The sequence below is a fragment of the Collinsella aerofaciens genome, from assembly GCF_039062365.1.
GTDB lineage: Bacteria > Actinomycetota > Coriobacteriia > Coriobacteriales > Coriobacteriaceae > Collinsella.
Window position 1 is genome coordinate 1 of record NZ_JBCJBI010000022.1, and the last position, 12,751, is coordinate 12,751.

The 12,751-nt window shown below is 58.9% G+C and carries 12 protein-coding genes and 1 tRNA gene; 12 read left to right on the forward strand and 1 reads right to left on the reverse strand.

Features of this window, described 5'->3' with window-relative positions; translation table 11 throughout:
• Positions 1–213: 213 nt before the first annotated feature.
• The 11 genes from ABCN01_RS09015 to nth all read left to right on the forward strand — a co-directional run bounded on the left by ABCN01_RS09015 (position 214) and on the right by nth (position 9,737).
• Positions 214–291 (forward strand) — tRNA-Asp (locus ABCN01_RS09015).
• A gap of 341 nt (positions 292–632) precedes the next feature.
• Positions 633–1,118, forward strand: coding sequence for an RrF2 family transcriptional regulator (locus ABCN01_RS09020; RefSeq protein WP_342996025.1), 486 nt, complete (start codon positions 633–635; stop codon positions 1,116–1,118).
• 21 nt (positions 1,119–1,139) lie between these two features.
• Positions 1,140–2,045, forward strand: a complete 906-nt coding sequence (locus ABCN01_RS09025) for an HhH-GPD family protein (RefSeq protein WP_342996023.1) — start codon at positions 1,140–1,142, stop codon at positions 2,043–2,045.
• A gap of 114 nt (positions 2,046–2,159) precedes the next feature.
• Positions 2,160–2,699, forward strand: a complete 540-nt coding sequence (rbr, locus tag ABCN01_RS09030) for a rubrerythrin (RefSeq protein WP_342996022.1) — start codon at positions 2,160–2,162, stop codon at positions 2,697–2,699.
• 274 nt (positions 2,700–2,973) lie between these two features.
• The gene (locus ABCN01_RS09035; protein WP_342996021.1) at positions 2,974–3,606 is read left to right on the forward strand and encodes a hypothetical protein; all 633 of its coding nucleotides are present in this window, start codon (positions 2,974–2,976) and stop codon (positions 3,604–3,606) included.
• A gap of 433 nt (positions 3,607–4,039) precedes the next feature.
• The gene (locus ABCN01_RS09040) at positions 4,040–4,462 is read left to right on the forward strand and encodes a hypothetical protein (protein WP_342996019.1); all 423 of its coding nucleotides are present in this window, start codon (positions 4,040–4,042) and stop codon (positions 4,460–4,462) included.
• A 123-nt stretch (positions 4,463–4,585) separates the two neighbouring features.
• Positions 4,586–5,116, forward strand: coding sequence for a DUF6036 family nucleotidyltransferase (locus ABCN01_RS09045; RefSeq protein ID WP_342996018.1), 531 nt, complete (start codon positions 4,586–4,588; stop codon positions 5,114–5,116).
• Complete coding sequence (locus ABCN01_RS09050; RefSeq protein WP_342996016.1) at positions 5,113–5,676, forward strand: hypothetical protein; 564 nt, start codon at positions 5,113–5,115, stop codon at positions 5,674–5,676. The genes ABCN01_RS09045 and ABCN01_RS09050 overlap by 4 nt, the downstream gene beginning before the upstream one ends.
• Before the next feature lie 51 nt (positions 5,677–5,727).
• Positions 5,728–7,083 carry a DNA recombination protein RmuC gene (locus ABCN01_RS09055; protein ID WP_342996015.1) on the forward strand — a complete coding sequence of 452 codons (1,356 nt, stop codon included), beginning with the start codon at positions 5,728–5,730 and terminating at the stop codon, positions 7,081–7,083.
• Positions 7,084–7,208: 125 nt separating this feature from the next.
• On the forward strand, positions 7,209–9,011 hold the full coding sequence (locus ABCN01_RS09060; RefSeq protein WP_342996014.1) for an ABC transporter ATP-binding protein: 1,803 nt from the start codon (positions 7,209–7,211) through the stop codon (positions 9,009–9,011).
• Between the two features lie 63 nt (positions 9,012–9,074).
• Complete coding sequence (nth, locus tag ABCN01_RS09065) at positions 9,075–9,737, forward strand: endonuclease III (RefSeq protein WP_342996013.1); 663 nt, start codon at positions 9,075–9,077, stop codon at positions 9,735–9,737.
• A gap of 80 nt (positions 9,738–9,817) precedes the next feature.
• On the opposite strand, the gene ABCN01_RS09070 is transcribed toward nth, so the two are convergent.
• Positions 9,818–10,960, reverse strand: coding sequence for an ATP-binding protein (locus ABCN01_RS09070; RefSeq protein WP_343014258.1), 1,143 nt, complete (start codon positions 10,958–10,960; stop codon positions 9,818–9,820).
• A gap of 559 nt (positions 10,961–11,519) precedes the next feature.
• Here ABCN01_RS09070 and ABCN01_RS09075 point away from each other — a divergent pair.
• The coding region (locus ABCN01_RS09075; protein ID WP_342996011.1) for an InlB B-repeat-containing protein at positions 11,520–12,751 on the forward strand (1,232 nt) is incomplete at its 3' end.

The window sequence follows — 12,751 nt, forward strand, 5'->3', positions numbered from 1 at the left end:
CGCGAGTTCCGCACGCAAAGGAAAGCACTTAATGTGCTTTCCGTCTTGCGCAGGACTGTAGAGCAGCAAACTTAACCCGCGCCCGCCGGCCCCGGAGACCCTCCCGGAGGGACCGAAAAATTTTTTCAAAAAAGTTGTTGCGCGCCGGATAGACTTCTGTGTATACTAATCCCCGCAGCGCACGCGAGCGGAAACAAACGCGAACGCCTGCCTGGGGAGTTAGCTCAGTTTGGTTAGAGCGCCGGCCTGTCACGTCGGAGGTCGCGGGTTCGAGCCCCGTACTTCCCGCCAACGCAATTAAAGCCACGTCTTCGGACGTGGCTTTTTGCGTTTAATGGGACAATTGCTCGGCCGTCCCTTTCATTCAGCTCCTTGTTTCCAAGATGCGGGAAAAAAGAATTAGTTATACCTGTTTAAACAGGGGGTTTGTTGCGCAACACCTGTTCAATGAGACAGGGGGTTAGGTTATACTAAATTGCACTGCGGGCCTAATCTGATGCATTTTGCTTTGGATTCGACCTTCAGCGGACATCTGAATCACTATTTGGTTGTCCCGGCGGTTATTTAGCGTCTCGACGTAAGCTCGGCCCCGGAGCCCGTTCGAGCTATTCCTATTCCTTGAAAGGGGAAAAATGGACATATCGAGAAAGACTGATTACGCCCTTCGTATGTTGGCGATGCTTGCCGAGGAGCCGGAGCGGTTGCTCTCTGTTCGCACCGCTGCCGAAGAGGTCAATGTCCCGTATTCGTTTGCCCGCTCGATTCAGCACGGTTTGGTCCAGGCCGGTATTGTGGAGAGCCTGCGTGGCGTCCACGGTGGCATGCGTCTCAAGGTCAGTCCGGACGATGTTACTATCCGCCAGGTCGTCGAGGCCGTTCAGGGCCCTATGGTTATGAACGATTGCACCGCGCCCGATGGTGACTGTGCGCGCATGGGCACGTGCTGCTATCATCCCCTGTGGGCCGGAGCCCAGGCGTTGATGCGCGACTACCTCGATTCCGTTTCGCTTGGCGACATCGTCGCTCACCGCCAGTTCCCGGCCGTCGATCCCAAGTTCGCCGACCGCGAAGCGTTTCCCGAGTACGCCACCTGCGCGTGCGCTGACCGGGAGGAATAGCGCCGCATAAGGAGCATAGCCATGATTCAGGACCCCTTTCGTTCGATGATTCGTTCGGAAGGGGTTCTGCGTTATCGCGACCTTCCGTGGCGCCGCACGCGCGATCCGTACATCATTTGGCTTTCTGAGGTCATGCTGCAGCAAACGCAGGTGCCGCGTGTGGAGGCGCGCATGCCGGTGTGGCTCGATCGTTTTCCGACCGTGCAGGCGCTTGCCCAGGCTGCGCCTTCGGATGTTTTGGACGCTTGGCAGGGGATGGGCTACAACCGACGCGCTCTGGCGCTTCACGGGGCCGCTCAACGGGTCGTAGGGGATTGGGGCGGGGAGTTTCCGCGTGAGACGCGTGACCTGGTCGCCCTGCCTGGTATTGGCCCGGCAACGGCGCAGGGTATCCGGTCGTTTGCGTTTGATCTTCCGGGCGTGTATCTGGAGACCAACGTGCGCACGGTCTTTCTGCATCACTTCTTTCCCGATGTACCGGCTGTTCCCGATCGCGAGCTGGTGCCGCTGATCCAAGCCGCCTGTCCGGCGGCTCCCGGTGCAGCGACCGACGAGATCGCGCCCTTTGCCATGCCTCAAGACGATGCCGACACGCCGCGCGCGTGGTATTACGCGCTGCTAGATTATGGCGCGTATCTTAAGAAGACGCTGCCCAATCCGTCCAGGCGCTCGGCGGGCTATAGTCGTCAGTCCAAGTTCGAGGGCTCGCGTCGCCAAAAACGCGCCCATATTGTGCGCATGCTACTGGCTGCGCGCGATGGGCGGCCGGCGGGGATAACGCTTGCTGATGCCGTGGTGGGCGTTAACGAAATGGAGACGGCAGCCGGTCGCGGGCCGGTCGAGTGCGAGCTTGTCGCGGGCATTCTAGCCGACCTGGAGCGTGAGGGCTTTTGCCGAGCCGAGGGCGATCGCTGGCTGAGCATCTAGCCTATGCAAATCTGAAGAACAGGATTGTAAGGTTTAGATTTTCGGCATGAGGGCATCCTAAAGATGAGGCCGCTCGAAGCCTACGGGCGGTATATGTTGAAGGGAAGTACACCTATGGATTTTGAGAACTCCCAAACCAAGAAGAACCTCGAGACTGCTTTTGCCGGTGAGTCCCAGGCACACACCAAGTATCGCTACTACGCCTCCAAGGCCAAGAAGGATGGCTACGTTCAGATCTCGAATATCTTTGCCGAGACCGCAGGCAACGAGTCCGAGCACGCCAAGCTGTGGTTTAAGTATCTGCACGACGGTGCCGTTCCCGATACCCTGGACAACTTGCGCGATGCCGCTGCGGGCGAGAACTACGAGTGGACCACGATGTACGACGAGTTCGCCAAGACCGCCGAGGAGGAGGGCTTTACCGAGATCGCCGAGAAGTTCCGTGGCGTCGGTGCTGTCGAGAAGGCTCACGAGGAGCGCTACAACAAGCTCGTCGAGCGCATTGAGTCGGGCGAGGTGTTTGAGCGCGAGGGCGTGAAGGTATGGAAGTGCCTGAACTGCGGGCACCTGCATATTGGTGCCGAGGCGCCCGAGGTGTGCCCGGTTTGTAACCACCCGAAGGCGTACTTTGAGGAGCAGGTGGTGAACTACTAGCGCTTGGCGCTGACATGAGCTGGGCCGGGAGGGCGGGATTGCCTTCCCTCCCCGCTCACGGCTTCGCAGGGTCGCGTTGAGGGAAGGCAATCCCGCCCTCCCGGCCCGCTTTGGGTCGTTGCGTGCTCGCTACAGAAAAGCTGATATTAAAGTATGTGTGCCGCCCCTTTTGGGGCGGCACGTTTTGTGTGGGGATTGGTTGGGACGGTACCGTTCTTGGGTGGGGTACACTAGGTAGCGTTGGCTATTTGTTTCCTCTTGTGAGGTGTTGGTTATGGGTAAGAAGTCTCGGGCTCGGGCTGCGGCGGCGGGGACCCGTCTCGATCCTCATCGCGTGGTTGATGAGAGCGGTAAGGCTGCGCGTGGCGATAAGGAGAAGAAGGTCGGTGCACATGCTCATCCTGAGTGGGCGCCTCACCTCAATACGGCTAGCGAGGATCTGACTGCTAAGTTGTTTACTCTGGTCGAGGTTATCTTGGGCGTGGTGCCCGTGGTGGTCATTGGCTTGTTCTTGGCTTCGAAAGATGCCACGAGCGTGGATAAGCTCACCGATGTCTTTTCTCAGGATCCCTCAATGGTGGTTACGTTTATCTCTGCGTGCCTGCAGCCGTTTGTGGCGTACATGCTGTACATGATTTATCGCAAATACTGCGAGGGCGATGCGGGCTTTGCCGCCGGCAACCTGATCGGCCTCTTGTGCTCCGAGATTTTGTTGCTCAATATCCCGGGCGTTATCGGCATGGGCATCTTGCTGTGGCGTGTTTGGCGCAATGTCGCCCCGCACTTTGAGAGCTGGCTGTTTGAGCGTCGTCTTACGGGCGTGGTGGCCGACATTGCCGGTTCGCTCGTGATTCTAGTCTTGGCGTTTTTGTGTGCCACCGCTGCTCGCGGTCTTTCGGGCATGTAATCTGCCCCCACCGACCACGGAGCGCAGGGCGGGGAAACCTTTCCCTCTCGCTCACGGCTCCGCAGGGTCGCGCGAGGCAAAGGTTTCCCCGCCCTGCGCTCCGGCGTTGAGTCGTCGCATGCTCGTTACAGAAAAGCTGATAATAAGTTTGTGTGCCGACCCTTTGGGGCGGCACTTTTTGTGTGGGGTCCCGGTCTTCACAATTTCCGTCAAGCTTTTGGTCAGCTTTTGGTTAGTTGGCGGGTTGGTGGAAGGGCAAAAGATCATTCGATAAAAAAGCTCAGAGAAAGTGCTGGTAGGGGAGTTGTTGAGGTTTTCGACAGCTTTTGTCAACAAGAAACTTCGCAGCTATTGCTACGGATTGCGTTGCCGTGGCCTTGGCGGTGCGGGATGCTGGGCGCAAGCGTCGAATGCTCCGATTGAGGAGGCAAGCATGGATCTGTTTCTTGAGACCCCGCAGCAACAAGCTGAGCGCATGTTGCGTCAGCAGCAACGGCTTATGGAGATGCAAATGCAAGGGGTAGCCGCCCAGCCCCCTGCGCAAAATGCCACGCCCGCGGTTTCGCCTGCGGGCGTGGCGGCTCCAGAGGCCTATTCCGTACAGCAAGATTCATATGCGCAGGAGCTTGCGTTCGACAAGCGTCGTGCGCGTCGCCGTCGCTGGGCCCAGCGCCTGCGTACGTTGGCGATGATCGTGCTGATCCCGTTGGGGCTCGCGGCAATCTTCTTGGTCTCATATGCCCTCACATGCATTCTCAACGGCGCCTCGCCCAGCGAGGTGCTTGAGCACTTGGCAGCTCTCGGCCAGCGCCTAGGCGATGTCGTAACAACCATCTGCGCCGGCTGGGAGAGTTAGCGTTTGTCGCATCAGGACTTCGAGGGTGTAGGGATTGTCGCCACGAGTAGAATCCTTGCATCTTGTGGGTCCTGTCATGCGACTGAATAGTATTATTGAAGATGAATAATAATAGGATTTGCTATGTATAAGCAGGATTTAGAGCAGACTCTTTTGGGCATTGACGAAGAGGCGGAGCTGGAAATAGGTCCAAGAGACGATAGGCCGAGCGTTGTATTGGTGGGAGGAAGCGCCTTCATGCTAAATGATGTGACGAATCGGTCGGTTACACATGACATTGATGTGTTTGAGGCAGACAGGTGCCTCCGCGAGATCATAGCTCGATACCCCGAGGTGAACGGTATGGCGGTGGCATATTGCAACCAGATGCCATTCAATTACGAAGATCGTTTGATTCCCTTGGATATTGGCGCGCGTTTTATCAGGTACTTTACGCCATCCTTGGAGGACCTGGCGGTAATGAAGCTCTATGCCTGTCGTCCGAACGACATCGTCGATCTTCATAGTCAGGCATTCGTCGACCGACTTGATTGGGGGTTGCTCGAACGGCTTATATTCGACGAGGGAGAGGCGCTGGCGTCGTCGCCTTCGGAGCGGAGTTATCAAGAGATGGTCTGCGCATACAGGCAATACAAAAAGGAGGTGCTCGGTTGAATCTGACCTTTGAGGGATTCTTAAAAGGCTATTGCCGAGAGCTATCCGGACAGCAGTCACTGAGTTTTAGAAAACTGGTTGAGCAGGCGATGACGGTTGCGCCGCGCGTGGCGGAGCCTCTGTTTTTGCTCGCTTTGGCGCAAGGAAAAGCCGAATACGTTCTGAGTTTATCTGAGGGCTCGTGGATGGAAGAAGATTACCGAGGCGTTTTGTCCTTGTACGGTCAAGCGGGTAACATGGCGTCTCTATGCACCAAAAGTGAGCTCCCTAATCGTTATGCCAACGTTTGGCGTGCGTATAGAGCGGTGAAGGAAAAGCCAGTGGCGGACAGAAGGATCAACGCCCTGATGCGAAAAAGAACATTGGGAGCGCTAGGGGAATCGGGCGTAACGCGTTACGGTCTCTGCCGCGATTTGAATCTGAATAAGGGAAACGTTTACGCATACCTAGCCGGCGATGACTCAAAGGTGAGCAGGGAGACGGCGCGCCGCATTATGGAATATGCGGAGGAGAGGGGTGCTCAAGAAGGGGCCGGGCGCCCGGTGCGTGTGGCGGGGTAAGATTGATCGCGGTTTTGATTGATAATCGATTGGGTTTGTTGGGCGGAGTCTATGTCTGCTATTGATATTGCGCTTGTTGTGATTGCCTTGGTGGCGGTGGGAGTTGCTGTGGTTTGCGCCCTGCAGCTTAAAGGCCTTCGTGCCGAGTTGCGAGAGCGTGGCGGTAACGACGCGGAGACGCTCGCGGCGCTCGAGCAGGCTAACAGCACGCTCGATGCCCTCAACGTCGCGCTGGCAGAAACCCGCCGCACGGCAAACGCCATCGCGCAGCAGCAGACGACCGACGCCGCCGTGGAGCAGCAACGCTACCTGACCATTGCGCGCGAGTTCTCGCAGGCTGGCGACCGCATGGATGACCTGCGCCGCGAGACGGCCCAACAGCTCGGTGCCAACCGCGAGGGCATCGAGCACCGCCTGGACAAGGTGCGCGAGACGGTCGATGCCCAGCTGGGCGCCATCCGCAAGGACAACAACGTGCAGCTCGATCAGATGCGCGCGACGGTGGACGAGAAACTCTCCCGTACGCTCAACGATCGCCTGTCTGCATCGTTTAAGCAGGTGAGCGACCAGCTCGAGGCCGTGTACAAGGGCCTGGGCGATATGCAATCTATCGCCACCGGCGTGGGCGACCTTAAGCGCGTGCTGGGCAATGTGAAGGCGCGTGGCATTTTGGGCGAGGTGCAGCTGGGCGCAATCCTGGCGGACATCCTTACGCCCGACCAGTATCTGGAAAACGTTGCCACCAAGCCCGGCGCCTCGGAGCGCGTTGAGTTTGCTGTCAAGCTGCCGGTGGACGAGGGTGATCCCGTGCTGCTGCCGATCGACTCCAAATTCCCGGGCGATGCGTACGAGCATCTGCTCGACGCCCAGGAGTCGGGTGACGCTGAGGCCGTCGCCGCAGCGCGCAAGACGCTCGATATGATGGTGAAGCGCGAGGCAAAGGACATCTGCGAAAAGTATCTGAGCGTGCCCGCGACTACCAACTTTGGCATTATGTTCGTTCCGTTTGAGGGGCTGTACGCCGAGGTCGTCAGCCGCCCCGGGCTTATCGAGACCCTGGGCCGCGACTATCACGTCAACGTTGCCGGCCCCAGCACCATGGCGGCCATCCTCAACAGCCTGCAGATGAGCTACCAGACGTTTAGGCTGCAAAAACGCACCGATGACGTGCTGCGCGTGCTTTCCGCCGTCAAGGCTGAGCTGCCGCGCTATCAGGCGGCGCTACGCCGCGCCCAACAGCAGATCGAGACTGCGGGCAAGACGGTCGAGGGCATTATCACCACGCGCACCAACGTTATGGAGCGCAAGCTCAAGGACATCGATGCGCTGGAGGATGCCGAGGAGGCCGACACGATTCTGGGCTTGGAGTCCGCAGGCTTACTCGCGGGCCAGGAAGACGAGGGCTAGCCGCAACGGACGGCGGGGCGTCGGCGCAAGCGCGAGGCGCGGGCGCTTTTCGCATCGTGCTTGCCTGAAGTGCACTTTAGTGTGCAACAATGGCGTTTCGCCCTATCAGACGTGAAAGGAAGCCCATGTCTCAGAGAAGCACCAGCCCGCTCAAGCGCTCCACCGTGCGCCGCACGTTGCAGCGTTTTTGGGATGTCACGCGCACGCAGCCGCTGATCGTCTTTCTCTCGGTGTTCTCGTCGGCGGGCTACATCTTTTTGCTCACGTTTGCCAACACCTATGTGATGGCCCTCATCGTCGACCGCGTCCAGGCCGGCCCCGTGGCAGCCGACCAGGTGTTTGAGGTCTTTGGCCCTTACATTCTGGCGCTCGTGCTCGTTAACCTGGTAGGCCAGATCCTCTCCAAGCTGCAGGACTACACCGTCTACAAGCTCGAGATTGCGGGCAACTATCACCTGGCGCGCTTGTGCTTCGACACGCTCTCCAATCAATCCATGACGTTCCACACCAGCCGCTTTGGCGGATCGCTTGTGAGCCAGACGAGCCGTTTTATGAGCGGCTACACGGGTCTGGTGGACGTGACGGTGTATTCGCTCATCCCCACTATCACCTCGGTTGTCTGCACGGTGGCGGCGCTCGCTCCGGTGGTGCCCGCATTTACCGTAATCCTGGTGGGCATCATGGTCGTCTATATCGCGTTTGTCTGGCTTATGTACAAGCGCATCATGCCGCTTTCGGCCGCGACGTCCGCCGCGCAGAACAAGCTGTCGGGCGTACTGTCCGACGCGGTCACGAACATCTTGGCCGTCAAGACCTGTGGGCGCGAAGACTTTGAGCGCGACCTGTTCGATGCTGCCGACCGCGCCGCCCGCGATGCCGAAACGGTATCGATGCACGCCATGATGCAGCGCAACTTTACGACCTCGGGCCTTATCGTCATCACCATGGCCGTGGTGAGTGTGTTCGTGGCGGGCGGCAACGCGTGGTTTGGCATCTCGGCCGGCGCGCTCGTCATGATCTTTACCTATACGTACAACCTCACCATGCGTCTGAACTACGTGAGCTCCATGATGCAGCGCATCAACCGCGCGCTGGGCGATGCGGCCGAGATGACGCGCGTGCTGGACGAGCCGCGTCTGGTGGCAGACGACGCGAATGCCCCCGAGCTCAAGGTGGGCGAGGGCGCGATTGATTTTGAGCACCTGAGTTTTGCGTACCGTGACGCCGCGGCGGGCGAGAGCGTGTTCAACGACCTGACGCTCCATGTGGCGGCAGGCCAGCGCGTGGGTCTGGTGGGCAAATCGGGCTCGGGCAAGACGACACTCACCAAGCTGTTGCTGCGCCTGGACGACGTTCAGGGCGGCCGCGTGCTCGTGGACGGCCAGGACGTCTCGCGCTGCACGCAGCAGAGCCTGCGCCGCCAGGTTGCCTACGTGCCGCAGGAGGCGCTCCTGTTCCACCGCTCCATTCGCGAGAATATCGCCTACGGCCGCCCCGACGCCACCGACGAGCAGATCCGCGAGGCAGCGCGCCTGGCCAATGCCCTGGAGTTTATCGATCGCCTGCCCCGTGGCTTTGACACCATGGTGGGCGAGCGCGGCGTTAAGCTCTCGGGCGGTCAGCGCCAGCGTGTGGCCATCGCCCGCGCCGTCCTTACCGACGCGCCGATTCTGGTGCTCGACGAGGCGACATCTGCCCTCGACAGCGAGTCCGAGGCGCTGGTGCAGGAGGCGCTCGAGAACCTGATGCGCGGCCGCACCTCCATTGTGGTGGCACATCGCCTGTCCACCGTGGCCTCGCTCGACCGCATCGTGGTGCTGGCCGACGGCGAGATTGTCGAGGACGGCACGCACGCGCAGCTCGTCGCGGCGGGCGGCGAGTATGCAAGCCTGTGGAGCCGCCAGACCGGCGCATTTTTGGAGGCGTAACAACCCCATACGTGGGACAATCGTTTCCGTGAAGTTATGTTTTTGCCGAGCTGAGGAGTCGTTATGCCACGCGAGACCAATGCCGCCAAACGCGAACGCGCCATCGAGGTGTGCGAGCGCCTTAACCGTCGCTATGGCCCGGTCGAGTGCTTCTTGGACCACGAGAATCCCTTTAGGCTGCTCATCGCGGTACTGCTCTCGGCTCAGACGACCGACGCGCAGGTCAACAAGGTGACGCCCCAACTGTTTGCCCAGTGGCCCACGCCCGAGGCCATGGCCGGGGCAAGCGTGACCGACGTGGCGGACACCATTAAGTCACTCGGCTTTTATAAGAGTAAGGCCAAGCATGCCGTGGAGGCTGCGCAGATGATCGTCGCCGATTACGGCGGCGAGGTGCCGGCCGACATGAAGGAGCTTGTAAAGCTGCCGGGCGTGGGGCGCAAGACGGCGAACATCGTGCTCAACGTTGGGTACGGCATCGTGGAAGGCATCGCGGTGGATACGCACGTCAACCGCATCGCGCACCGCCTGATGCTGAGTCCCAAGACGCACGCCAAAGAGCCGCTCAAGACCGAGCAAGATCTGCTCAAGATCTTGCCGCACGAGTATTGGGAGTCGGTCAATCACCAGTGGATCACCTTTGGCCGCGAGATCTGCGACGCCCGTAAACCTAAGTGCGACGAGTGCCCGCTGGCAGATCTTTGCCCCAGCGTACGGGTGGGGTAGGTTGCAAGGGCAGAGTGCCGCCGCTCTTGCGTGTCTCCGGGCGGCACAAATCGAGGCGCGGCCGGTGCCCGCGGCGCTCGCTACGACTCCCGAAGCAAGAACTCTTCTGCCGGCACAACCGATGCGCCCTCGGTATCGTAGCGCTCGGAGCCGTGATATACGACGGCTCGGTCCTTTGCGGGAATGCCAAGTTCGGAACCAACAGAGCGTAGGTGTCGAGCAAATGTGTCGCGATAGGTAGCGCCCGATTTGATTTCGAATGCCTGCGGGCGAGCCGGCTCTGTTAGATCGATAAGGTCGATCTCTCGTTTGCTGTCGTCGCGATAAAAGACAAGCGTGGGCTCGATGCCTCTGTTGAGATATGCCTTCTGGCGTTCTGAGACAACGAGGTTTTCGAATATTTCCCTGCTTAGGGGGTGGTTCATGAGGCTGCGCTCGTCGTGAATGCCAAGCAGATGGCAAAGTAGCCCCGTGTCGTAGAAGTACAGTTTTGGCGCCTTGGTAAGCCGCTTGCGCATGTTTCCAGCATATGGCTGAAGCAGGAACACCAAATAGCTTGACTGCAGGATCGAAAGCCACGAGCTGATCGTCGCCGTGGCGACTCCCACATCAGCGGCGAGTCTTGATAGGTTGAGCAGCCCTCCCACGCAAGCCGCGCACAGCCCGATCATTTTTCTAAAGGAGCTCAGGTTGCGCACGTCGAGAAGGCCGCCCGCGTCGCGTTCTACGTAGGTCATAAGGTAATTTTGAAAGAACACATCGGTGGGGATGCCCGCATCATATATGCGCGGGTATCCCCCGCGAATCAGGTAGGTGTCAAGCGAGATTTGCGTATCGCCAAGCTCCTGGTAGGAGAGAGGTAGGAGTTTGAGCATGCCGACGCGCCCGGCAAGCGATTGCTGGATGTTGTGCATGAGCAAAAAGTTTTGCGAGCCGGACAATACATACTGGCCGGCCCTTCCGCGCTCGTCGGAGGCGACCTGAATCATGCTGAACAGCTCCGGTGCATATTGGGCTTCGTCGATGATGAGATGATCGGGGCGCCTGCTGATAAAGCCGACGGGGTCATCGAGCGCGGCGCGACGGACTTCCGGGTTCTCGAGGTTGAGATATTCATATTCAGGAAAGACGGCCTTGATGAGAGTTGACTTGCCGCATTGGCGTGGCCCCGTAAGCGAGACGACGGGGAACCATTCTGACATGTCGCGTAGCTTATGGGCCATGGTTCGCTCAATCATTTTTAATGCCCTTCGTGTCTTACATTGCATGCTCGCAGGCATACTTTTGGTTCGAAAGCCTCGTGCCGAGTTTGTCGGTATCCGCCGGGTTTCGTGGCAGATCTTTGGGATTTGCCACATTGGCAAGGCAAAACAACCATAATTACTAACTAGAAGTTACCACAACTATAAAGTAGGAATTGCCATAATTGCAAAGTAACGCAGGTGGAAGCTGATAATTGATGCTGTCCGATCAGGCTGTTTTGTGCCAAGGGCGTTGGGTACGCGCTTTTTGGGCGAGTGGACCGGGCGTTGATGGCAGCCGTGCAGTGTGCGCGACGCCCGCAAGCCCAAGTGCGACGAGTGCCCGCCGGCAGATCTTTGCCCCAGCGTACGGGTGGTGCAATAGCTTTTTGCAAACTTTTTTGCAAAAAAGTCCCAAACCTTAGATATAGCTTGGTTGCACAACCTTTTGAGTTTTTTCTCGGCTTGAATTGACGATGCAATTCAAATGTCTTCTTTCGCGAAGTGGTCGCGGAGAAGAGAGTCGGGAAAGGACGACCACATGAATAGGAAGCTTAACGCTGCTATCACAGCCGGTCTAAGCTTGAGTATGGTGCTCAGCTCCACGCCGGTTGCTGCCATCGCGGCGGAGACTGCCCAGGGTACAAACGAGGGGGCTACCGCTGCGGCCTCCACTGGCGTAAAGGACGTTACCTTCTTTGCTAACGGGGGCACTTTTGCTGACGGAACCCCCATCTCAGTGGATAATAAGACGAATGAGAACGGCGAGATTACTCCGCACGCTTCTCCAGTGCGCGATGGATACGTCTTTGACGGCTGGTATTATGACAGCACGTTTACCCAGGCTGTAGATTTTTCACAGCCCCTTCAGGGCGGTACAGATCACTTCATGCTGTTCGCTAAGTGGACTGAGGCTCCCTCAAAGGTACTTAATGTGACCTACGCTGCCAATGGCGGTCAGTTCGCCGACGGCAACGACGTCATGCTGGGCCAGACTGACAGCAATGGTATTGCGCGCCAGCCGCTTGCCCCCACGCGTGATGGCTATGTGTTTGCCGGTTGGTATTATCACAGCAATGGAACCGACCAGGTTGATTTCAACCAGCCGATTGTCGGTGGCGGCAAGAATGTGACCCTTTTCGCCGCTTGGACGCCTGCGAAGCAGGACAAGACTGTCGATATCCTCTATGTCGCCAACGGCGGTACGTTCTTCGACGGCAACGAAACTATGCAGGGCGTAACCGATACCGACGGTATTGCACGCCTGCCGCTCCAGCCGACCCGCGAGGGCTATGACTTCGTTGGTTGGTCGTACGATCGCGACGGAAATGACCCCGTCGACTTCACGAAGGCTATCGTTGCGGGCAGCGGTCACGCGACCGTTTATGCTCAGTGGAAGCAGAACAACGAGAAGACGGTTCTCTATGTTGCCAATGGTGGCGCCTTCGCCGATGGCAATGTGGCCATGGAGGGTGTCACTGACAGCAACGGCGTCGCCCGCCAGCCCCTGGCCCCGACCCGCGAGGGCTACACCTTTACTGGTTGGACTTACGATGCCGCCGGCACCGAGCCTGTCGACTTCACCAAGCCCATCCAGGGTGGCGGTCAGCACGTTACGTTCTTCGCTCAGTGGGCAGAGCTTGCTAACAATGAGAAGGATGTTCTCTACGTCGCCAACGGCGGTGTGTTCGCAGATGGCAACGAGACGCTCCAGGGCGTGACCGACGGCGACGGCGTCGCCCGCCAGCCCCTGGCCCCGACCCGCGAGGGCTA